This is a genomic window from Citrobacter sp. MGH103, from assembly GCF_001034475.2.
GTDB classification, from domain to species: domain Bacteria; phylum Pseudomonadota; class Gammaproteobacteria; order Enterobacterales; family Enterobacteriaceae; genus Citrobacter; species Citrobacter freundii.
Map to the genome: position 1 here is coordinate 1,090,096 of NZ_CP073043.1, position 21,461 is coordinate 1,111,556.

20 protein-coding genes and 5 tRNA genes are annotated in these 21,461 nt (G+C 52.2%); 17 read left to right on the plus strand and 8 right to left on the minus strand.

What is annotated here, in order from left to right; translation table 11 throughout:
* Window positions 1-105: 105 nt before the first annotated feature.
* A complete protein-coding gene (norR, locus tag SK33_RS05235; protein WP_003037356.1) occupies window positions 106-1,626 on the plus strand; it encodes a nitric oxide reductase transcriptional regulator NorR in 1,521 nt (506 codons plus the stop codon).
* Here norR and gutQ read toward each other — a convergent pair.
* The 7 genes from gutQ to srlA form a co-directional block, all read right to left on the minus strand.
* Complete coding sequence (gutQ, locus tag SK33_RS05240; protein WP_003037353.1) at window positions 1,623-2,588, minus strand: arabinose-5-phosphate isomerase GutQ; 966 nt, start codon at window positions 2,586-2,588, stop codon at window positions 1,623-1,625. The genes norR and gutQ overlap by 4 nt on opposite strands.
* Window positions 2,581-3,354, minus strand: a complete 774-nt coding sequence (gene srlR / locus SK33_RS05245) for a glucitol operon DNA-binding transcriptional repressor SrlR (protein ID WP_003037350.1) — start codon at window positions 3,352-3,354, stop codon at window positions 2,581-2,583. Before srlR ends, gutQ begins: the two co-directional genes overlap by 8 nt.
* 137 nt (window positions 3,355-3,491) lie before the next feature.
* Window positions 3,492-3,851: a transcriptional regulator GutM gene (gene gutM / locus SK33_RS05250; protein ID WP_032949895.1), complete on the minus strand. Its 360-nt coding sequence runs from the start codon at window positions 3,849-3,851 to the stop codon at window positions 3,492-3,494.
* A 55-nt stretch (window positions 3,852-3,906) separates the two neighbouring features.
* Window positions 3,907-4,686, minus strand: a complete 780-nt coding sequence (srlD, locus tag SK33_RS05255) for a sorbitol-6-phosphate dehydrogenase (RefSeq protein ID WP_003037345.1) — start codon at window positions 4,684-4,686, stop codon at window positions 3,907-3,909.
* 17 nt (window positions 4,687-4,703) lie between these two features.
* The gene (gene srlB, locus SK33_RS05260) at window positions 4,704-5,066 is read right to left on the minus strand and encodes a PTS glucitol/sorbitol transporter subunit IIA (RefSeq protein WP_003846051.1); all 363 of its coding nucleotides are present in this window, start codon (window positions 5,064-5,066) and stop codon (window positions 4,704-4,706) included.
* 13 nt (window positions 5,067-5,079) lie between these two features.
* Complete coding sequence (gene srlE / locus SK33_RS05265; RefSeq protein WP_003840246.1) at window positions 5,080-6,051, minus strand: PTS glucitol/sorbitol transporter subunit IIB; 972 nt, start codon at window positions 6,049-6,051, stop codon at window positions 5,080-5,082.
* Window positions 6,048-6,611, minus strand: coding sequence for a PTS glucitol/sorbitol transporter subunit IIC (gene srlA, locus SK33_RS05270; protein WP_003037339.1), 564 nt, complete (start codon window positions 6,609-6,611; stop codon window positions 6,048-6,050). Before srlA ends, srlE begins: the two co-directional genes overlap by 4 nt.
* Window positions 6,612-6,876: 265 nt before the next feature.
* Between srlA and mltB the strand changes: the two genes are divergently transcribed.
* The 16 genes from mltB (at window position 6,877) to SK33_RS05350 (ending at window position 19,868) form a co-directional block, all read left to right on the plus strand.
* Complete coding sequence (gene mltB, locus SK33_RS05275) at window positions 6,877-7,956, plus strand: lytic murein transglycosylase B (protein ID WP_003037336.1); 1,080 nt, start codon at window positions 6,877-6,879, stop codon at window positions 7,954-7,956.
* Between the two features lie 191 nt (window positions 7,957-8,147).
* The gene (pncC, locus tag SK33_RS05280) at window positions 8,148-8,645 is read left to right on the plus strand and encodes a nicotinamide-nucleotide amidase (protein ID WP_048218485.1); all 498 of its coding nucleotides are present in this window, start codon (window positions 8,148-8,150) and stop codon (window positions 8,643-8,645) included.
* 92 nt (window positions 8,646-8,737) lie between these two features.
* Entirely contained in the window at window positions 8,738-9,802 is a 1,065-nt protein-coding gene (recA, locus tag SK33_RS05285; protein ID WP_003037330.1) for a recombinase RecA, read from the plus strand.
* Between the two features lie 72 nt (window positions 9,803-9,874).
* Window positions 9,875-10,375, plus strand: coding sequence for a recombination regulator RecX (recX, locus tag SK33_RS05290; protein WP_003037326.1), 501 nt, complete (start codon window positions 9,875-9,877; stop codon window positions 10,373-10,375).
* A gap of 128 nt (window positions 10,376-10,503) precedes the next feature.
* Window positions 10,504-13,131, plus strand: a complete 2,628-nt coding sequence (alaS, locus tag SK33_RS05295; RefSeq protein WP_003037323.1) for an alanine--tRNA ligase — start codon at window positions 10,504-10,506, stop codon at window positions 13,129-13,131.
* Window positions 13,132-13,368: 237 nt separating this feature from the next.
* A complete protein-coding gene (csrA, locus tag SK33_RS05300; RefSeq protein WP_000906486.1) occupies window positions 13,369-13,554 on the plus strand; it encodes a carbon storage regulator CsrA in 186 nt (61 codons plus the stop codon).
* A gap of 371 nt (window positions 13,555-13,925) precedes the next feature.
* Window positions 13,926-14,018: transfer RNA gene (locus tag SK33_RS05305), tRNA-Ser, on the plus strand.
* Between the two features lie 3 nt (window positions 14,019-14,021).
* A tRNA-Arg gene (locus tag SK33_RS05310) sits at window positions 14,022-14,098 on the plus strand.
* A gap of 90 nt (window positions 14,099-14,188) precedes the next feature.
* A tRNA-Arg gene (locus SK33_RS05315) sits at window positions 14,189-14,265 on the plus strand.
* Window positions 14,266-14,304: 39 nt separating this feature from the next.
* Window positions 14,305-14,381 (plus strand) — tRNA-Arg (locus SK33_RS05320).
* A gap of 158 nt (window positions 14,382-14,539) precedes the next feature.
* Window positions 14,540-14,616: transfer RNA gene (locus tag SK33_RS05325), tRNA-Arg, on the plus strand.
* Between the two features lie 247 nt (window positions 14,617-14,863).
* Window positions 14,864-15,430: a fructose-1-phosphate/6-phosphogluconate phosphatase gene (gene yqaB, locus SK33_RS05330; protein WP_003037319.1), complete on the plus strand. Its 567-nt coding sequence runs from the start codon at window positions 14,864-14,866 to the stop codon at window positions 15,428-15,430.
* Window positions 15,427-15,855 carry a YqaA family protein gene (locus SK33_RS05335; RefSeq protein WP_003037317.1) on the plus strand — a complete coding sequence of 143 codons (429 nt, stop codon included), beginning with the start codon at window positions 15,427-15,429 and terminating at the stop codon, window positions 15,853-15,855. Before yqaB ends, SK33_RS05335 begins: the two co-directional genes overlap by 4 nt.
* Window positions 15,856-15,932: 77 nt before the next feature.
* The gene (gene gshA / locus SK33_RS05340) at window positions 15,933-17,489 is read left to right on the plus strand and encodes a glutamate--cysteine ligase (RefSeq protein WP_003037314.1); all 1,557 of its coding nucleotides are present in this window, start codon (window positions 15,933-15,935) and stop codon (window positions 17,487-17,489) included.
* A 149-nt stretch (window positions 17,490-17,638) separates the two neighbouring features.
* Window positions 17,639-18,154, plus strand: coding sequence for an S-ribosylhomocysteine lyase (luxS, locus tag SK33_RS05345; RefSeq protein ID WP_003037312.1), 516 nt, complete (start codon window positions 17,639-17,641; stop codon window positions 18,152-18,154).
* A 346-nt stretch (window positions 18,155-18,500) separates the two neighbouring features.
* Window positions 18,501-19,868 (plus strand): carbohydrate porin, encoded by a 1,368-nt coding sequence (locus SK33_RS05350; protein ID WP_048218484.1) that lies wholly within the window; start codon window positions 18,501-18,503, stop codon window positions 19,866-19,868.
* A 48-nt stretch (window positions 19,869-19,916) separates the two neighbouring features.
* Here SK33_RS05350 and emrB read toward each other — a convergent pair whose 3' ends face one another.
* Window positions 19,917-21,455 (minus strand): multidrug efflux MFS transporter permease subunit EmrB, encoded by a 1,539-nt coding sequence (gene emrB / locus SK33_RS05355; RefSeq protein ID WP_003037306.1) that lies wholly within the window; start codon window positions 21,453-21,455, stop codon window positions 19,917-19,919.
* Window positions 21,456-21,461 lie beyond the last annotated feature (6 nt).

A 21,461-nucleotide genomic window follows, 5' to 3' on the forward strand; every position in this document is an offset into this window, starting at 1 on the left:
TTAAAGGATTAGTTGTTTTACCACCTATAAGGTGGTAGTCAAAATGACTATATGTTTTATTGTCAATATGACAATATGAATTGTCAAAATGACAATGAGGTAGCCATGAGCTTTTCCGTAGACGTGCTGGCGGGCATCGCCATTGAATTACAAAGCGGTATTGGGCATCAGGACCGTTTTCAACGACTGATAACCACCTTGCGTCAGGTGCTGGAGTGCGACGCGTCGGCACTGCTGCGCTACGAGTCGCGACAGTTTATTCCGCTGGCGATCGATGGGCTGGCGCAGGATGTTCTCGGCAGACGCTTTACTCTGGAAGGGCATCCGCGTCTGGAGGCGATTGCCCGCGCCGGGGACGTGGTTCGTTTCCCTGCCGACAGCGATTTGCCAGACCCGTATGATGGTCTGATTCCGGGGCAGGAGAGTCTGAAGGTGCATGCCTGTATTGGACTGCCATTGTTCGCCGGTCAAAATTTGATTGGTGCGTTAACCCTGGATGGCATGGAGCCCGATCAGTTCGATGTTTTCAGCGATGAGGAGCTTAGGCTGATTGCCGCGCTGGCGGCTGGCGCATTGAGCAATGCGTTGCTGATTGAACAGCTGGAAAGCCAGAATATGCTGCCAGGTTCGTCGACGGCTTTCGAGCAGGTGACGGAAACCCAGATGATTGGCCTGTCGCCCAATATGATGCAGTTGAAAAAAGAGATTGAGATTGTGGCGGGGTCCGATCTCAACGTGCTGATTAGCGGCGAAACAGGGACCGGGAAGGAGCTGGTGGCTAAAGCTATCCATGAAGGTTCACCGCGCGCGGTGAATCCACTGGTGTATCTGAACTGCGCGGCGTTGCCGGAAAGCGTTGCCGAAAGCGAACTGTTTGGTCACGTAAAAGGCGCGTTTACCGGGGCTATCAGCAATCGTAGCGGTAAGTTTGAAATGGCCGACAATGGGACGCTATTTCTCGACGAGATAGGCGAACTCTCGCTGGCGCTACAGGCTAAGCTGCTGCGCGTATTGCAGTACGGTGATATTCAGCGCGTGGGTGACGATCGCAGCTTGCGCGTGGATGTGCGAGTGCTGGCGGCGACGAACCGTGATTTACGCGAAGAGGTGTTGGCCGGGAATTTCCGTGCGGATTTGTTCCACCGGCTGAGCGTCTTTCCCCTTTCGGTACCGCCTCTTCGTGAACGCGGCGAAGACGTGGTGCTGCTGGCAGGCTATTTTTGCGAGCAATGTCGGCTGCGGCTGGGACTGTCCCGCGTGGTGTTAAGCCCCGGTGCGCGTAGTCATCTGTTGAGCTACGCCTGGCCCGGGAATGTGCGTGAACTGGAACATGCCATTCACCGGGCGGTCGTTCTGGCAAGGGCGACCAGGGCAGGGGATGAAGTGGTGCTGGAGGCAAAGCATTTTGCCCTGCAGGATGAAGCGCCAGTAACACCGGCGGCGGAAGTTGTTGCGGAGATTCCACTGCATCACAACCTGCGTGAAGCAACAGAGTCGTTCCAGCGGGAGATGATCCGCCGGGCGCTGGCACAAAATAACCATAGTTGGGCGGCAAGTGCGCGGGCGCTGGAAACAGACGTCGCCAACCTGCACCGGCTGGCGAAGCGTCTGGGGTTGAAGGATTAGATAATACCGGCCTGATAGAAATCCTGCAGGTTGATAGCACCGGTGAGTTTACCGTTTTCATCGACCACCGGTGCGGCAGTGATTTTGCGCTTCATCAGGATCTCTTTGGCGTCAATCGCGCGGCTCTGCGCCTGCAGTGTAATGCCATTCTGGGTCATTGCTTCGCTAACCTGAGTGGTGAGCGCTCCGCCGCCAACCAGCCAGCGGCGCAGGTCGCCGTCGGTAAAGACCCCTTTCACCAGTGACTGGTCGTCGCAGACCGCGACCAGGCCAAGACCCGTGCGGCTGAGCTCCAGCATCGCGTCCATGACGCTGGTGGTAAGCGTCACCTGCGGGATGGCATCGTCACGGCGCATCAGATGATGCACTTTATTTAACAGACGAGCGCCCAGCGCACCTGCCGGATGCGAGCGGGCAAAATCTTCCTCGTTAAAGCCGCGCGCCTGCATTACGGCGATTGCCAGCGCATCGCCCATCATCAACGTATTTACGGTACTGGACGTCGGTGCCAGGCGCATCGGACAGGCTTCGCGTTCAACGGAAATATCCAGCACGGCTTTGGCGGCCAGGCCCAACGGTGAGGTCGGTTTTCCGGTCATTGCCAGCAGGGCGACGGATTTGTCTTCCAGGCGCGGAATGATGAGATCCAGCTCTTTCGCACCGCCGGAGTAGGAGATAAACAGCATGACATCACGGCTTTCGATCATCCCTAAGTCACCGTGCAGCGCTTCCGCCGGATGCACAAAAAAGGCAGGCGTGCCGGTACTGGCGAGGGTCGCCGCAATTTTTTTGCCAATATGACCTGATTTACCAATACCGGAGACAATGACTTTGCCTTCACAGTGGATGATAGTATTGGCGGCGCGGACAAAATCATCGCCCAGTCGCTCAGGCAAACGGCTGGCTTCCTGTAGTTCCAGCATTAACGTCTGACGGCCCGCGTTCAGTAGTGCATCACTCATTGGTTTCTCCGGTTATGATCACTTCAATCCCTTTTGCTTCCAGCGCCTGACGAAATGCAGGGTCGATACCTGCATCGGTAATCAGCTTGTCGACGCTTTCCAGACTGCATACAACATTAGGACTTTTGCGCCCAAATTTTGACGAGTCAGCCATCAGAATCACTTCGCGAGCGGCATTACACATCGCTTTACTGACGCTAAACACCTCATTAAAAGTGGTCACGCCGGCATTGAGGTCAATGCCGTCGGTGCCCATGAAGAGTTTATCAAAGCTGAACTGCTCAAAGGCGTTTTCTGCCAGCTGACCGTGAAATGACGCAGATTTTTTGCGAAAGGTCCCGCCCGGCATCAGGATGGTTTGCTCGTTGTCCAGTTCCGAAAGAGCGTTAACAATGTGCAGACTGTTGGTCATGACGGTGATATTGCTAAAGCGCGTGAGCATCGGCACCATCTGCAGTACGGTGCTGCCTGCATCCAGAATAATAGAGTCGCCATCGTGTATAAAACGGACGGCAGCTTCGGCAATCTGCTCTTTTTTATGCGTATTAATTAGCGTTTTGTGATCGATTGGCGGATCGGATTCGTCTTTATTTAATACCACGCCGCCATAGGTACGAATGACGGTTCCGGCGTTCTCCAGAATGACCAGGTCTTTGCGAATGGTCGTGCCAGTCGTGTCAAAGTAGTGGGCCAGTTCTTCAACCGAGCATTTTCCCTGCTTTTGCAGGTGCTCCAATATGGCAGCCTGACGCTGACGAGGTTTCATAGGCGTGATTACCCTGACTTATGTATTTACCCGTCATACTTCAAGCTGCATGTGCGTTGGTCTTCCTGCAACTCGAATTATTTGGGGTATAGGTTGCAAAATGATAATTTCGCAAGCTATTAGCATTCACAACGAAATTACCCATGTTTCAGTTTAAGCGCCAATGATAGTGCATTCTGCGCTAACGGATCATGGGGAAAGATCACATCAGGCTGTAAATCATCGATATGTTTGCCGGTTATCGTGGCAATTTTGCCGGGTCTGGCGAATACTGTAAGACCTTTCATAAATAACGTGTCGGTCACCCGCTGCTGCTCATTCAGCGCGATGGCCACTACCACGCGCGGCTTAAAACGCCCACCGGAGCGACCAACACCAACCCGACCCTGTTGGCAAAGCCTATCAAACGCCCGGTTAAAGCGGGATATTTGCCAGCCACCAAGCGCCAGTTGCAGGCACCAGGCGATAGCGGCGACGGTAATCAGTGCGGAAACCATTATGTACTCCTTTGATTTTGCCGGATAAGCGCAGACGCCATCCGGCAATTCAACATTAAAACATCACCTGACCGCCGGTGACGTTGATGGACTGCCCGGTACAGTAAGAGGCTTTCGGACTGGCGTAAAACAGCAGCATGTTTAGCACGTCCTGATAATCGCAGCCGCGCTTAAGCGGAACCTTATCAATGTAGTACTGCTCAACTTCATCTGGCTTAAGGCCAAGTTTGGTTGCATATTGTGGTAATAACGACTGGAACATCGGTGATTTCAACAGATTGCCGAGCATCAGTGAATGCACGGTAATGCCGTATTCCGCCAGATCCAGCGCCAGTGACTGGGTTAAGCCCACGCCGCCAAATTTTGCCGCACTGTAGCCTGAATTGTGTTTGCTGCCCACTTTCCCTGATTTGGAGTTGATCTGGATAATGCGTCCCTGCACGCCATCGCGGATCATCAGGCGTGAGAATTCACGTGCACAGAGAAAGTAGCCAACCAGATTGACCTGCAGCGAGCGGTCGAAATCCCCAAGCTGAAAGTCGCTGATAAACGCGGCTTTAGCGATACCCGCGCTGTAAACCAGCAGATCAACACGACCGAATATTTCATCCACTCCGCGCGACAGCGCCAGCACGCTCTGTTCGCTGGTGGCATCTGCGCCAAAACCGTAGGCTGTACCTTCGCCAAACTCGGCGTTAATTTCCTGCGCCACGTTGGCGGCTTTATCGCTTTGAATATCCACCACCGCGACGCGGTATCCTTCTGTCGCAAGCCCACGGCAAAGGAATGCCCCAAGGGTCTGGCCTCCACCAATGACAACGGCAACCTGATTCATCTTTATCTCCTTCAATCTTAAGCAACAAACTTCAAAATACAGCCCGGCGCAATACCGTCCGGTACGGGACCTGCAACGTGTACGGTACCGGGGAATTCCGCTTCACTCAGTCCGTCAAAGCGCAGAGTGATATGCCCGAGTTCACGTAAGTTTTGTTCCGCCACGCTGCCAACGGCGGTGACCGGGTAGTGATGCTGGCCTAGTTCAAACTGGATCCCAGCTTGCAACGAACCGTTCAGCTCGCCGTGGCAATGGATGAAGCAAAACTCCTCGATATCCGCGGGCGCGCCTTCACGAAAGGTAATCAGCATCTGGTCGCACAATGCATCCGGGGCGCTCTGGCCGATACGGGTGATGGTGGTTTGATAAATCACGGTCATTTTTGAGTGCCTCTTATTGGTAAATAAAGCCGGAAACAAACCAGGCGATGAGAACGGTTGGCGCGCCGGTCAGAAAGCGGCTCACCAGAACAGATGGCACGCCGACGCGGACCGTGTCCTGACGCGCTTCGGCCAGCGACAACCCGACAGGAATAAAGTCACATGCGGCCTGGGCGTTAATGGCGAACAGGGCTGGTAGCGCCAGATGTGGGGGAATATTCCCCAAACCAATCTGTACACCGATTAGCACGCCGATAACCTGGGCGATAACCGCACCGGGGCCGAGGAAAGGCGACAGCAGTGGGAAAGAGCAGATAAGTGCCAGAGTGACCAATCCCAGCGGATGGCTGGCCAGTGGTGCAAGTCCATGGGCAATCCAGTCCCCCAGACCCGAAGCCATAATGATGCCGATCAGTGCTGAGACGAACGCCATAAATGGCAAAATAGTTTTCAGGACGGTATCGATGGTGTCGCGCCCGGCCTGGAACAGAACCGCAACGGCTGAACCCATGCCCATCCCCACTTTTGCCAACAGACCATCACTTTGCTCGGTAATTTTCTTGCTGGTGTCGTAATCGCGTCCCATGCTGCTGCTTGCGGGCGTTGGCGTGGCGGACGCTTCGCCGACAACAGTAATATTTTCCTCTTTTACGCCAGAGACATAGATATCTTCGACAATGTACTGAGCCAGTGGGCCGGATTTACCCGTAGCGTGAATATTCACCGTCGGTATACGGCGTTTAGGGTAGATCCCACAGCGCAGCGTGCCGCCGCAGTCGATGATCGCCACACCAATTTCGCTCTCCGGCGGCTCGCCCTCTTTGAAGCCATCAACGGCCTGCCAGCCGGTCAGGCTTGCTATCCTGTCGACGATCGCGGGGCGAGTTCCTGCGGTGATATAGACAATTTTCTTGCCCGGAACGGCATCCAGTTCAAGCGGGCCACCCCAGCCGCCGGTGCCTTTTTCAATACGAATACGTGTCATGATGTTGCTCCCGCCAGATGTACCTTCTGCTCAAGTTGAATACCCATTTTTTTCTCGAAGATAGTGGTGGTGAAATCGGTCACCCAGCCACGGAAGAAGTTGGTCACCAGACCGACCAGTAAATAGCTCACCGCCAGTGGGCCAAGCGGAAGCCCCAGCGTGGTCAGTCCGCTGGCGATCCCCAGATAGACAAACAGTTCGCCGGGGTTGATGTGCGGGAATAAGCCGTTCATGGAATGGCAACTGTAAGACGCGGCGGCGTAGTAACTGGGCTTGTATTTTTCTGGCATAAAGCGACCCAGACTCAGCGTCATTGGGTTACAAAATACAAATGTGCCGATGCACGGCAGTAGCAAATAGCGGGACAGCGGGTTTCCGGCGCAACGCTGGGCAAAACGTTCAATGCGCTGCTGACCGATAAAGTTAATCAGCGCATTCATGATGACCAGCAGACTGATCAGCAGGGGCAGAATACCGGTCACCATGCCGGTAAACACTTCTCCGCCTTTCTGGAACAGCCCGATAAACCACTCAGCACCGAGTGTGATGGTGTCGATCATTATTCTCTCCTGTAGGGATTTTTAGTTATCTTGCCAAACGGTGGCTGATTTTAATCAGATTGAAAGATATAAAAGTGTTATTTTGATCTCAAAATAAAAGATAAATATTTTAATTTGAAAGTTTTTGCGTGAGGGCTCGCAAATGTGATGGTCAGAGATGAAAGGGGATGTAAATTCTGTGAAGGAGAGCGACTACCGCTTCCTTGTATGGCGGAGGATGCTTTACCATACTTCTCCCAGGCTGAATTTGTTTAATGGATGTCTCATGTTCAAGCGTCGTTATGTAGCGTTACTCCCCCTTTTCGTACTGCTCGCTGCCTGTAGCAGCAAACCTAAACCTTCAGAGACTCAAACGACTACGGGTGCGCCATCCGGCGGCTTCCTGCTTGAGCCACAGCACAACGTTATGCAAACGGGCGGCGATTTTGCCAATAATCCGAACGCGCAGCAGTTCATCGAGAAAATGGTGAACAAGCACGGCTTTGACCGCCAGCAGCTGCAGGAGATCCTGTCGCAGGCCAAGCGTCTGGACTCGGTATTGCGTTTGATGGACCGCCAGGCACCGACGACTCAACCGCCAGCCGGACCTAACGGCGCATGGCTGCGCTATCGCAAACAGTTCATCACACCTGATAACGTGCAAAACGGCGTGGCTTTCTGGAATCAATATGAAGATGCGCTGAACCGTGCGTGGCAGGTCTACGGAGTTCCGCCGGAAATTATTGTCGGTATTATTGGTGTAGAGACTCGCTGGGGCCGCGTGATGGGTAAAACGCGGATTCTGGATGCGCTGGCGACGTTGTCGTTTAACTATCCTCGTCGTGCGGAATACTTCTCTGGTGAACTGGAAACCTTCCTGCTGATGGCGCGAGATGAAAGCGACGATCCGCTCGATTTGAAAGGTTCTTTCGCGGGGGCAATGGGATACGGCCAGTTTATGCCGTCTTCCTATAAACAATATGCCGTTGATTTCAATGGCGATGGACACATTAACCTGTGGGATCCGGTTGATGCCATCGGTAGTGTGGCGAACTACTTCAAGGGCCACGGCTGGGTGAAAGGCGATACGGTCGCGGTTCCGGCAAATGGTCAGGCACCTGGGCTTGCGAACGGCTTTAAAACCCAGTACAGCATTTCTCAGCTTGCTGCCGCGGGTCTGACGCCGCAGCAGTCGTTGGGGAATCATCAGCAGGCCAGCCTGCTGCGCCTGGATATTGGCACGGGTTATCAGTACTGGTACGGACTGCCGAACTTCTACACGATTACCCGCTATAACCACAGCACGCATTACGCGATGGCAGTGTGGCAGTTAGGTCAGGCGGTGGCGCTGGCGCGCGTACAGTAATCGCTCCACCGGCCTACCGGAAGATATCTCTGGTAGGCCGGATAAGATGTCCTGGCATCGCCATCCGGCAGGTCTTATTTGTGCAACGGAGCAATTTTTGGAATCCCCCTCGTAAAACGTTCTCCCCATCCCCACATTGGTCATGAAAGTGCTATCTTGTCCGGCATATTTTTTAACTGACAGAGGCTGAAATGACCGACAGTGAACTGATGCAGTTAAGCGAGCAGGTTGGCCTGGCGCTGAAAGCGCGCGGGGCAACCATGACGACGGCGGAATCCTGCACCGGCGGCTGGGTAGCCAAAGCGATTACGGATATTGCCGGAAGCTCCGCCTGGTTTGAACGTGGGTTTGTGACCTACAGCAATGAAGCCAAAGCGCAGATGATTGGCGTGCGCGAAGAGACGCTGGCCCAGCATGGCGCGGTGAGTGAGCCTGTGGTGGTGGAGATGGCGATAGGCGCGTTAAAAGCCGCCCGCGCGCATTTCGCTGTTTCGATAAGCGGTATTGCGGGGCCGGATGGCGGTAGCGAAGAAAAACCCGTGGGAACGGTATGGTTTGCCTTTGCCAGCGCGAGCGGCGAGGGGATTACCCGCCGGGAATGCTTTAGCGGCGATCGCGATGCGGTCCGTCGACAGGCGACCGCCTACGCGTTACAAACCCTGTGGCAACAATTTCTACAAAATACTTGATACTGTATGAGCATACAGTATAATTGCCTCAACAGAACATTATCTATCACGTTTCGCGGTTTAACCCGAAAGCGGCATGACAGGAGTAATTAATGGCTATCGACGAAAACAAACAGAAAGCGTTGGCGGCAGCGCTGGGTCAGATCGAAAAGCAATTCGGTAAAGGCTCCATCATGCGCCTGGGTGAAGACCGTTCCATGGATGTGGAAACTATCTCCACCGGTTCGCTTTCTCTGGATATCGCATTGGGCGCGGGCGGTTTGCCAATGGGCCGTATCGTCGAAATCTACGGGCCTGAATCCTCCGGTAAAACAACGCTGACCCTGCAGGTTATTGCCGCTGCGCAGCGTGAAGGTAAAACCTGTGCATTTATCGATGCAGAACACGCACTGGACCCGGTCTATGCCCGTAAGCTTGGCGTTGATATCGATAACCTGCTGTGTTCTCAGCCGGATACCGGTGAGCAAGCGCTGGAAATCTGTGATGCGCTGGCGCGCTCCGGTGCGGTTGACGTTATCGTTGTCGACTCCGTTGCCGCATTGACGCCGAAGGCAGAAATCGAAGGCGAGATTGGCGACTCTCACATGGGCCTTGCGGCGCGTATGATGAGCCAGGCGATGCGTAAGCTGGCCGGTAACCTGAAGCAGTCCAACACGCTGCTGATTTTCATCAACCAGATCCGTATGAAGATTGGCGTTATGTTCGGTAACCCGGAAACCACCACCGGTGGTAACGCCCTGAAATTCTATGCGTCTGTTCGTCTGGATATCCGTCGTATTGGTGCGGTGAAAGAAGGTGACAACGTGGTTGGCAGCGAAACCCGCGTTAAGGTTGTGAAAAATAAAATTGCAGCGCCGTTCAAACAGGCTGAATTCCAGATCCTTTACGGTGAAGGCATCAACTTCTACGGCGAACTGGTTGACCTGGGCGTGAAAGAGAAGCTGATTGAAAAAGCTGGTGCATGGTACAGCTACAACGGTGAGAAAATCGGTCAGGGTAAAGCGAATGCGACCAACTGGCTGAAAGAAAACCCGGCAACTGCGAAAGAAATTGAGAAGAAATTACGTGAGCTACTGCTCAATAACCAAGATTCAACGCCTGATTTCTCCGTTGATGACAGCGGCGAAGACGTAAAAGAAACGAACGAAGATTTCTGATAATCTGTTTTGAATCGCATATAGTAAAGGGCTGCATATCATGCAGCCCTTTTTCATTTCTGAAGGCTTACTATGACAGAAGCAACTTCCCGCCGTTCCGCTTATTCCCGACTGCTTGACCGCGCCGTACGTATTCTGGCGATGCGCGATCACAGCGAGCAGGAACTGCGGCGCAAGCTGGCCGCTCCGGTGATGGGGAAAAATGGACCAGAAGAAATTGATGCCACGCCGGAGGATTACGACAAGGTCATCGCCTGGTGTATTGAAAGTCGTTATCTGGATGATGATCGCTTCGTGCAACAGTTTATCGCCAGCCGTAGCCGCAAAGGTTATGGACCTGCCCGGGTGCGCCAGGAATTAAACCAAAAAGGGATCACGCGTGAAGCTATCGAGCGGGCCATGCGTGAGTGCGAAATTGACTGGGCAGTGCTTGCGCGTGAGCAGGCCATTCGGAAGTACGGTGAACCTTTACCTGTCGATTTTTCAGATAAGGTAAAGGTCCAGCGTTTTTTGCTCTATCGCGGCTATCTGATGGAAGATATTCAGGCAATATGGCGAAATTTTGACGATTGACCGCATACGGGATTTTACTTCCCAGTAAAGAAAACTTATCTTATTCCCACTTTTCGATTGCCAGAGGCGCAGTTTGCTTGCCGATGCTGGTAATGACATTTCGTTAGCTTGATTTCTTCAGGATAATTATGAGCAAGAGCACCGCTGAGATCCGTCAGGCGTTTCTCGATTTTTTCCATAGTAAAGGACACCAGGTAGTTGCCAGCAGCTCCCTGGTACCGAACAATGACCCTACTTTGTTGTTTACCAACGCCGGGATGAACCAGTTCAAGGATGTTTTCCTTGGCCTCGACAAGCGTAATTATTCCCGCGCAACCACCTCGCAGCGTTGTGTACGTGCGGGTGGTAAGCACAATGACCTGGAAAACGTCGGTTACACTGCACGTCACCACACTTTCTTCGAAATGCTGGGCAACTTCAGCTTCGGCGATTACTTCAAACACGATGCTATTCAATATGCATGGGAACTACTGACCGGTGAAAACTGGTTTGCCCTGCCAAAAGAGCGTCTGTGGGTCACCGTCTATGAAACTGACGATGAAGCCTATGAAATCTGGGAAAAAGAAGTCGGTATTCCGCGCGAACGTATCATCCGCATCGGTGATAACAAAGGTGCGGCTTATGCTTCCGACAACTTCTGGCAGATGGGTGATACCGGTCCTTGCGGTCCATGCACCGAAATTTTCTACGACCACGGCGACCATATCTGGGGTGGGCCTCCGGGAAGCGCAGAAGAAGATGGCGATCGCTACATTGAGATTTGGAACATCGTCTTCATGCAGTTCAACCGTCAGGCTGACGGCACCATGGAACCGCTGCCGAAACCGTCCGTGGATACCGGTATGGGTCTGGAGCGTATTGCGGCCGTGCTGCAACACGTTAACTCCAACTATGAAATCGACCTGTTCCGTTCACTGATTGAGTCCGTGGCGAAAGTCACCGGCGCGACCGATCTGAGCAACAAGTCGCTGCGCGTTATCGCCGACCATATCCGTTCCTGTGCGTTCCTGATTGCTGATGGCGTTGTGCCGTCGAATGAAAACCGTGGCTATGTGTTGCGCCGTATCATTCGTCGCGCGGTACGTCATGGCAACATGCTGGGCGCGAAGGATACCTTCTTCTACAAGCTGGTTGGTCCGTTGGTGGACGTCATGGGCTCTGCAGGTGAAGAACTGAAGCGTCAGCAGGCTATGGTTGAGCAGGTTCTGAAAACCGAAGAAGAGCAGTTTGCACGTACTCTGGAGCGTGGTCTGGCGCTGCTGGATGAAGAACTGGCAAAACTGTCTGGCGATACGCTGGACGGCGAAACCGCATTCCGTCTGTATGACACTTACGGTTTCCCGGTTGACCTGACGGCAGACGTTTGCCGCGAGCGTAACATCAAGGTTGATGAAGCTGGCTTTGAAGCTGCAATGGAAGAACAGCGCCGTCGCGCACGTGAAGCCAGCGGTTTTGGCGCAGACTACAATGCAATGATTCGTGTTGATGGCGCCTCTGAATTTAAAGGCTACGAGCACCTGGAACTGAACGGCAAAGTCACCGCGCTGTTTGTTGATGGTAAAGCGGTAGACGCAATTAACGCAGGTCAGGACGCTGTTGTCGTACTGGATCAGACGCCGTTCTATGCGGAGTCTGGTGGTCAGGTTGGCGATAAGGGTGAACTGAAAGGCGCAGGTTTTGCGTTTGCCGTTAGCGACACACAGAAATATGGCCAGGCCATTGGTCACATTGGCAAGCTGTCTGCGGGTTCTCTGAAAATTGGTGATGCAGTACAGGCTGATGTGGATGAAGCACGTCGTGCGCGTATTCGCCTGAACCACTCCGCAACGCATCTGATGCACGCGGCGCTGCGCCAGGTTCTGGGCACACATGTGGCACAGAAAGGCTCGCTGGTTAACGATAAACTGCTGCGCTTCGACTTCTCTCATACCGAAGCGATGAAGCCTGCTGAAATCCGTGCTGTTGAAGATCTGGTGAATGCGCAAATCCGTCGCAACTTGCCGATTGAAACGAACATCATGGATCTCGAAGCGGCAAAAGCCAAAGGCGCAATGGCGCTGTTTGGCGAGAAATATGACGACCATGTGCGCGTTCTGAGCATGGGTGATTTCTCTACCGAACTGTGTGGCGGTACTCACGCCAGCCGTACGGGTGATATCGGTCTGTTCCGCATAGTGTCCGAGTCAGGTACTGCGGCAGGCGTTCGTCGTATCGAAGCGGTAACCGGTGAAGGCGCTATACAAACCGTGCATGCTGAGAGCGATCGCTTAAGCGATGTTGCGCAGCTGCTGAAAGGCGATAGCCAGAATATCGCTGACAAAGTTCGTTCCGTGCTGGAGCGTACACGTCAACTGGAAAAAGAATTGCAGCAATTGAAGGAACAGGCTGCGGCGCAGGAGAGTGCAAATCTTTCCAGCAAAGCGGTTGATATCAACGGTGTGAAGCTGCTGGTCAGTGAACTCGCGGACGTTGAGCCGAAAATGTTGCGTACCATGGTTGATGATCTGAAAAATCAACTGGGGTCTACCGTTATCGTTCTGGCAACGGTAGTGGAAGGTAAGGTTTCTCTGATTGCGGGTGTGTCTAAGGACGTGACAGATCGCGTGAAAGCAGGGGAACTGGTTGGAATGGTCGCTCAGCAGGTCGGCGGTAAGGGTGGCGGTCGTCCGGACATGGCGCAAGCCGGTGGTACGGATGCAGCGGCTCTGCCTGCAGCGTTAGCCAGTGTGAAAGGCTGGGTCAGCGCAAAACTGTAATAACTATAAGCGTCAGCGCATGCCGAAACCCTAAGTTACGGCATGCGAATCAACGCTATCGACAATGATAAAGTCAGGTTGAAGTTGTGTATATCGGCTAAACTTAGGTTTAACAGAATGTGATGCCGTGACTGCTTACACTTAGGTGTTTGTCATCGCTTACTTTTTGGCGTTATATGATGGATAATGCCGGGATACAGAGAGACCCGACTCTTTTAATCTTTCAAGGAGCAAAGAATGCTGATTCTGACTCGTCGAGTTGGTGAGACCCTCATGATAGGCGATGAGGTCACCGTGACAGTTTTAGGGGTGAAGGGCAACCAGGTGCGCATTGGCGTAAACGCCCCGAAAGAAGTTTCTGTCCATCGTGAAGAGATCTACCAGCGTATCCAGGCTGAAAAATCCCAGCAGTCCAGTTACTAAGGTTTTCGCGTCTCACCTTTCTGGTGAGGCGCAACCTGATTGAGTCACCCTTTTTCTTCTCTTCTCTTTTCTTCTTCGTCCTCTTCTTCTCTTCTCTTTTCTTCTTCGTCCTCCCCATTTTTTCGATTCTACTGGGCGTAATGCCTTTCCCGACGAAGTTTCCGTTTGTTCACTGCTTCAGGAAATTGCCAATTTATCTGTTGATAAAACACTCTTTTTGCCGTTTTTGCAGACTAATTGCGCGTGAAATGTGCAAACGATAAAAGCTCTGGAAAAATTGTTTGACTTATAAGTCCCAGAAAGTAATATGTGCGCCACGCAGCGACGATGAGCAGAAACAAGTTCTTCGAAGCACTCGCAAGAGGCGTGTTGGTGAGGTGGCCGAGAGGCTGAAGGCGCTCCCCTGCTAAGGGAGTATGCGGTCAAAAGCTGCATCCGGGGTTCGAATCCCCGCCTCACCGCCATTTGCATCCGTAGCTCAGCTGGATAGAGTACTCGGCTACGAACCGAGCGGTCGGAGGTTCGAATCCTCCCGGATGCACCATCTTCTCTGCAATAACGCATTAGCGTTGTTACGGAAATCGATATCACTTTAGTAGCGATATCAAATCTGCAGTAAGTAAGTTTTCCTGATGCATCCGTAGCTCAGCTGGATAGAGTACTCGGCTACGAACCGAGCGGTCGGAGGTTCGAATCCTCCCGGATGCACCATCTTCTTCGCAGTATCAGTAGTAAACAGCAATTCCCGATGCATCCGTAGCTCAGCTGGATAGAGTACTCGGCTACGAACCGAGCGGTCGGAGGTTCGAATCCTCCCGGATGCACCATCTTCTCCGAGATAGCAGCAAAACTGTTGTTTCATGGTCTGCGAGATAATCGCCAGTACCAGGGAGAATAACGTTGCTTCAGCAACGGCCCGCAGGGCGAGGCGCAGCCGAGTAATCCTCCCGGATGCACCATCTTCTTTGCATCAGCAATTCCCGATGCATCCGTAGCTCAGCTGGATAGAGTACTCGGCTACGAACCGAGCGGTCGGAGGTTCGAATCCTCCCGGATGCACCATCTTCTCCGAGATAGCAGCAAAACTGTTGTTTCATGGTCTGCGAGATAATCGCGAGCACCAGGGAGGATAACGTTGCTTCAGCAACGGCCCGTAGGGCGAACGCTAGTGAGTCATCCTCCCGGATGCACCATCTCCCCCTTTAAATTATTTCCACATACTCTCTGAACACCCCTCAATTCGCTGTCAGCGACAAAATCAATCAATTACGATAAAATAACGTCTGGTCATTCGGCTTGTGAGAAGACGATGTACGAACGTTATGCGGGTTTGATTTTTGATATGGATGGCACCATCCTGGATACTGAGCCAACGCACCGTAAGGCGTGGCATGAGGTATTGGGGCATTATGGGCTGCGTTTTGACGAACAAGCCATGGTCGCCCTCAACGGCTCCCCAACGTGGCGTATTGCCCAGTCGGTAATTGAATTGAATCATGCCGATCTTGACCCCCATGCCTTAGCGCGCGAGAAAACTGACAAGGTGAAAAGCATGTTGCTGGATAGCGTCCAGCCTCTGCCGTTGGTTGACGTCGTGAAAGCCTGGTATGGTCGCCGGCCTATGGCGGTAGGAACGGGGAGTGAAAGCGCAATTGCAGAAGCGCTGCTCGCTCACCTTGGACTGCGTCGCTATTTTGATGCTGTCGTCGCAGCCGATCACGTACAACGCCACAAACCTGCTCCTGATACGTTTTTGCTTTGTGCCGAACGTATGGGGGTTATTCCGGCTCGTTGCGTTGTGTTTGAAGATGCCGATTTTGGAATACAGGCGGCGCACGCTGCGGGAATGGACGCCGTGGATGTCCGGTTATTGTGAGTGATGGACTGTCGCTCCTGTCACTGTTTGCCAGCAGTTTTCTCAGCGCCACGCTATTACCCGGTAATTCTGAAGTCGTTTTAGTTGCTTTGCTGGTCTCCGGGATAAGTCATCCCTGGGTCTTAGTCTTAACAGCAACAATGGGTAATAGCCTTGGAGGGTTAACTAACGTTATCCTTGGGCGTTTCTTTCCTTTGCGTAAAACATCGCGCTGGCAAGAAAAAGCCACTGGCTGGCTGCAGCGCTATGGCGCTGTCACACTATTATTAAGCTGGATGCCGGTTGTAGGTGATTTATTGTGCCTGTTAGCCGGGTGGATGCGCATCTCGTGGGGTCCAGTTCTCTTTTTCTTATGCCTTGGCAAGGCGCTGCGCTATGTTGTTGTCGCAGCGGTTACGACGCAAGGCATTATGTGGTGGCACTAATTGTGTTGTGAGATAGCCTTCAGGGTAACCAATACCATTATGCTAATTAAAACGATTTTGACAGGCGGGAGGTCAATTTGATCCCGGACGTATCACAGGCGCTGGCCTGGCTGGAAAACCATCCTCAGGCGTTAAAGGGGATTCAACGTGGTCTGGAGCGTGAAACGCTGCGTGTTAATGCAGATGGGTCATTAGCAACGACAGGCCATCCTGAGGTGTTAGGCTCAGCGCTAACGCATAAATGGATAACTACTGACTTTGCCGAAGCGCTGCTGGAATTTATCACTCCGCCAGGCGATGACATTGAGAAAATGCTCACATTCATGCGCGACCTGCATCGTTATACCGCCAGAAACCTGGGCGACGAGCGTATGTGGCCGTTGAGCATGCCTTGCTATATTGCCGAAGGCCAGGATATCGAACTGGCGCAGTACGGCACGTCGAACACCGGTCGCCTGAAGACGCTGTACCGTGAAGGCCTTAAAAACCGTTACGGTGCGTTGATGCAGACAATCTCAGGCGTACACTACAACTTCTCGCTGCCAATGGCTTTCTGGCAGGCGAAGTGCGGCGTAACCGAAGGCGAAGATGCTAAAGAGAAGATCTCCGCGGGCTACTTCCGTCTGATCCGCAACTACTACCGTTTTGGTTGGGTGATCCCGTATCTGTTTGGCGCCTCTCCGGCCATTTGTTCCTCATTCCTGCAAGGAAAACCAACAACCCTGCCGTTTGAAAAAACCGACTGCGGGATGTACTACCTGCCGTACGCGACCTCGTTGCGTCTGAGTGATTTGGGCTATACCAATAAGTCGCAAAGCAATCTTGGAATTACGTTTAACGATTTGCATGAGTATGTGGCAGGATTAAAGCGCGCGATTAAGACTCCTTCCGAGGAGTACGCGGCGATCGGTCTGGAGAAAGACGGTAAGCGTCTGCAAATCAACAGCAACGTTCTGCAGATTGAAAATGAGCTGTATGCGCCTATCCGCCCGAAACGCGTTACTCGTCGTGGTGAAACACCATCTGATGCGCTTCTGCGTGGCGGTATCGAGTACATCGAAGTACGCTCGCTGGATATCAACCCGTTCTCACCGATCGGCGTGGACGAGCAGCAGGTGCGCTTCCTCGATCTGTTTATGGTCTGGTGTGCGCTGGCCGATGCCCCGGAAATGAGCAGCGATGAATTGCTGTGTACGCGTAAAAACTGGAATCGTGTGATTCTCGAAGGGCGTAAGCCTGGACTGACGTTAGGTATTGGCTGTGAAACAGCCCAGTTCCCGCTGCCTAAGGTTGGGAAAGATTTGTTCCGCGATCTTAAACGTGTGGCACAAACGCTGGACAGCATCGATGGGGGAGAGGAGTATCAGAAGGTCTGTGATGAACTGGTTGTCTGTTTTGACAATCCTGAACTGACTTTCTCTGCCCGGATCCTACGGTCTATGATTGATGAAGGCATTGGCGGCACGGGCAAAGCGCTGGGTGAGGCTTACCGAAATCTGCTGCGTGAAGAGCCATTAGAAATATTGCAGGAAGCTGAATTTATTGCTGAAACCGAGGCTTCGAAGCGTCGTCAGCAGGAGATAGAAGCGGCTGATACTGAGCCGTTTAGCGTGTGGCTGGAAAAGCACGCTTGATACAAAAGAAAAAGGCCACTCGGGAGTGGCCAAAATTTCATCTCTGAAAACAGGGATGATGATAACAAATGCGCGTCTTTCATATACTAAGACTCGCCCCGGAACAAAGAGTTCAGATTATTTTTAAAAAATTTATCGGAGGTGGCTAAATGCCGTTGTTAGATAGTTTTACTGTCGATCACACCCGGATGGAAGCTCCCGCAGTCCGGGTTGCAAAAACGATGAATACCCCGCATGGCGACGCAATCACCGTGTTTGATCTGCGTTTCTGCATTCCGAACAAAGAAGTCATGCCTGAGAAAGGTATCCATACGCTGGAGCACCTGTTTGCAGGTTTTATGCGTAACCACCTGAACGGTAATGGCGTTGAGATTATTGATATCTCTCCGATGGGATGCCGTACCGGCTTCTACATGAGCCTGATTGGTACGCCGGACGAGCAGCGTGTTGCCGATGCGTGGAAAGCGGCAATGGCGGACGTGCTGAAAGTACAGGATCAGAACCAGATCCCGGAGCTGAACGTTTACCAGTGCGGTACGTATCAGATGCACTCTCTTAGCGAAGCACAGGATATCGCGCGTCATATTCTGGAGCGGGATGTACGCGTGAACAGCAATGAAGAGCTGGCGCTGCCGAAAGAGAAATTGCAGGAACTGCATATTTAGTCTTATTGATTAGCTGTTCCAGTATTTAAATTAACCCCGGTTTATGTCCGGGGTTTTTTATTTCGTAATATAATCTATATCTATTATATTTACGACAGGAATATAATTTCAGTTAATTAATGGGTGACCTGTTAAATAATAAAACGTGATCTGGCAAACAGAAAATAATGGATAATTAACGATGCCAGCCCACACCGATCACATAAATCAAAAATCATAAATAATTAATAGAAAAACATAATGGAATACGCCAGGTATCTAGGTAATAAAAAGACTCTTTTCATCGCTGGTGGATGGGGTTTTTATCAAATCTTATCTGGTATACATTAAACTTTAGGGATAAAAAATGAAGGTGAAATATTTAGCGCTTGTGGTCGGCGCTTGCTTTTCGCATAACCTTTGGGCAGCAAATACCGCTATTGAACAGCGTCTTGTCGAACTGGAGCAGCGCGTGATTAATGCCGAACAGCGAGCCGCAGATGCTGAATCGCAAATTCGCTCGCTGAGGCAGCAGCAGGTAGCTGCAGCGCCGACGGTGCAAGTACAGTCTGCTGAACCCTCCGCCTCTACGGAAAATCCACCCAAGTTAACGCTATCCGGTTTTAGCGATATCAAGTTCTATGGCGACGTTGAGTTTAATATGGATGCGGCAAGCCGCTCTGGTAGTCTGACATCAACCAGAACTTCGGCAAATAAAGATTGGGCGCCGGGAACGAATGAACGTTGGGATATCAACGGGCGTCTGCTATTAGGGTTTGATGGCTACCAACGACTGAACAACGGTAATTTCGCCGGATTCTCAGTTCAGCCGCTGGCAGACCTGACCGGAAAAATGAATCTCGATGATGCAGTGTTCTTTTTTGGCCAGGAAAAAGACTGGCAAATTAAGGTCGGACGTTTTGAAGCGTACGATATGTTCCCGCTGAATCAGGATACGTTTATTGAATATTCAGGTAATACGGCGAATGATCTTTACAGTGATGGCTATGGCTATATTTATATGATGAAAGAGGGGCGTGGACGTAGCGACAGCGGCGGTAATTTCCTGATCAGTAAAACCATCGATAACTGGTATTTTGAAGTGAATACATTGATGGAAAATGGCAGTACGCTCTATACCGAGAAGCAGTACCACGGGATGGACTTAACCAATGATAAAAACGTGGCTTACGTGCGCCCGGTGATCGCCTGGCAAAACGGGCGTTTCTCGACGGCAGTGGCGATGGAAAGTAACGTCGTTAACAACGCCTACGGCTATTATGAGAACGGGAAGTGGATCGATCAGTCCGATCGTACGGGGTATGGTTTTACCATGACCTGGGACGGACAAAAAACCGATGCGGAAGACGGCGCGGTGATTAACCTGAATACTGCTTATATGGACGCGACCGATGAGACCGATTTTACCGCTGGGGTGAACGCGTTGTGGCATCGATTCGAACTGGGCTATATCTATGCGCATAACAAAATCGAAGCCTTCAATGCTACCAATATAGATGCCGTTTGTGAGAACGATTGCTGGATCACCGATCCCGGCAATTATGACATTCACACTATTCATGCCTCATATTTATTCCCCAATGTGATGGATATGAAAAACTTTAATATCTATCTCGGTGCTTATGCCTCATGGGTTGAGGCCGATCCGAACAATGGCGACAACAGCGAAGATGCACGTTACGGTGGACGCCTGAGATTCAAATATTATTTCTGATGCTGGCCACAATAAAAAAGGGATCCGCAGATCCCTTTTATCAGATAGTTAATGCGCTCCACCGCCGCCGCCGCCCGCGCCGAAGGGCGGTTTAGCGAACCACACCAGACCAAGCAAAACCAGGAAGATCCCCGCCGACATCCAGAAGATTTCGTTGGCGGAAATAATCAGACCCTGATTAGTGATCTGCTGGGCTATCCACCCTGACGCCTGCTGGTGCGTCATCCCTAAATCCTGCAGCTTGTCGTACATTGCCTGAGCATTTGGGTTGTAGGGGTTAACGGATTCCGTCAATTGCGCATGGTGCAGCGACTCACGGTTAGTCCACATCGTTGTTGTAATCGATGTACCAATAGAGCCGGCCAGCGTTCGCGTAAAGTTAGACAAGCTCGATGCAGCCGCCAGACGCTCAGGCGGTAAACCGGACAGCGTAATGGTCGTCAGCGGCATAAAGAAGCAGGCTACTGCGAACCCCTGAATAAACTGCGGCCAGGCCGATGCGCCAAAGTCCATACCCGGCTCGAACGTCCACGCACGCCAGTAGAAACAGACGGCGTACATAATAAAACTGAACGTCACCAGCCGACGCATATCCAGCTTGTGCGCGAAGCGGCCGATAATTGGCGACAGGATCACCGGAATAATCCCTACCGGTGCGGACGCCAGACCGGCCCAGGTTGCCGTATAGCCGTATACCTCCTGCAACAGCTGCGGCAGCAAGACGATGGCACCGAAGTAGAGCATATAGGCCAGGCTAATACACAGGCAGCCGATGGTAAAGTTACGCGATTTAAACAGCGAGAGATCGACAATGGGGTGCTCATCGGTAAGCTCCCAGACGATCAGGAAGCTGATAGCAACCACGGCGACCACCGTCAGGATGATAATCTCCTGTGAGGCGAACCAGTCCAGCTCTTTGCCGCGGTCGAGCATAATCTGCAAACTGCCGATACCGATGACCAGCAGTGCCAGACCAATGGCGTCAATGCGCCGCTGCTCGGTTTTGGTTTCCCGACCGCGCAGGGTTTGCAGGGTCATCAATACCACCGCAGCTCCGATTGGCACGTTAATAAAAAATATCCAGCCCCAGTGATAGTTGTCGCTGATATAGCCCCCAAGAATTGGGCCACATATCGGGGCAACAATCACCGTCATCGACCATAGCGCGAGGGCGATGGAACGCTTGGCGGGTGGATAGTTATTCAGCAACAGGCTCTGTGACAGCGGAATTAATGGACCGGCGACAATACCCTGGATTACGCGGAAGAAAATCAGCATGTTCAGGCTGGTGGACATCCCGCATGCCCATGACGCAATGACGAAGGCGATAGTTGACCACATAAAGAGTCTTACTTCGCCAAAGCGTTTTGCCAGCCAGCCGGTGATCGGAATAGAGATAGCGTTCGCCACCCCGAATGAGGTGATCACCCAGGTTCCCTGGCTCAGTGAAGAGCCGAGGTTCCCGGCGATAGTGGGGATCGCCACGTTAGCAATGGTGGAGTCCAGCACCTGCATGAATGTCGCCAGGGACAGCGCGATCGTCATTATGACGAGCTGCGCGCCTTCCAGCGGTTTTTGCTGTTGCATCACACG

Bases quoted from the DNA above. Each gene is read 5' to 3' on its own strand.
- gutM (WP_032949895.1), bottom strand. From the start codon at position 3,851: ATGGTTTCCGCACTGATTACCGTCGCCGCTATCGCCTGGTGCCTGCAA.
- mltB (WP_003037336.1), top strand. From the start codon at position 6,877: ATGTTCAAGCGTCGTTATGTAGCGTTACTCCCCCTTTTCGTACTGCTC.
- recA (WP_003037330.1), top strand. From the start codon at position 8,738: ATGGCTATCGACGAAAACAAACAGAAAGCGTTGGCGGCAGCGCTGGGT.
- srlR (WP_003037350.1), bottom strand. From the start codon at position 3,354: ATGAAACCTCGTCAGCGTCAGGCTGCCATATTGGAGCACCTGCAAAAG.
- gutQ (WP_003037353.1), bottom strand. From the start codon at position 2,588: ATGAGTGATGCACTACTGAACGCGGGCCGTCAGACGTTAATGCTGGAA.
- srlD (WP_003037345.1), bottom strand. From the start codon at position 4,686: ATGAATCAGGTTGCCGTTGTCATTGGTGGAGGCCAGACCCTTGGGGCA.
- luxS (WP_003037312.1), top strand. From the start codon at position 17,639: ATGCCGTTGTTAGATAGTTTTACTGTCGATCACACCCGGATGGAAGCT.
- csrA (WP_000906486.1), top strand. From the start codon at position 13,369: ATGCTGATTCTGACTCGTCGAGTTGGTGAGACCCTCATGATAGGCGAT.
- srlE (WP_003840246.1), bottom strand. From the start codon at position 6,051: ATGACACGTATTCGTATTGAAAAAGGCACCGGCGGCTGGGGTGGCCCG.
- SK33_RS05350 (WP_048218484.1), top strand. From the start codon at position 18,501: ATGAAGGTGAAATATTTAGCGCTTGTGGTCGGCGCTTGCTTTTCGCAT.
- emrB (WP_003037306.1), bottom strand. From the start codon at position 21,455: ATGCAACAGCAAAAACCGCTGGAAGGCGCGCAGCTCGTCATAATGACG.
- recX (WP_003037326.1), top strand. From the start codon at position 9,875: ATGACAGAAGCAACTTCCCGCCGTTCCGCTTATTCCCGACTGCTTGAC.
- norR (WP_003037356.1), top strand. From the start codon at position 106: ATGAGCTTTTCCGTAGACGTGCTGGCGGGCATCGCCATTGAATTACAA.
- srlA (WP_003037339.1), bottom strand. From the start codon at position 6,611: ATGATCGACACCATCACACTCGGTGCTGAGTGGTTTATCGGGCTGTTC.
- pncC (WP_048218485.1), top strand. From the start codon at position 8,148: ATGACCGACAGTGAACTGATGCAGTTAAGCGAGCAGGTTGGCCTGGCG.
- alaS (WP_003037323.1), top strand. From the start codon at position 10,504: ATGAGCAAGAGCACCGCTGAGATCCGTCAGGCGTTTCTCGATTTTTTC.
- srlB (WP_003846051.1), bottom strand. From the start codon at position 5,066: ATGACCGTGATTTATCAAACCACCATCACCCGTATCGGCCAGAGCGCC.
- yqaB (WP_003037319.1), top strand. From the start codon at position 14,864: ATGTACGAACGTTATGCGGGTTTGATTTTTGATATGGATGGCACCATC.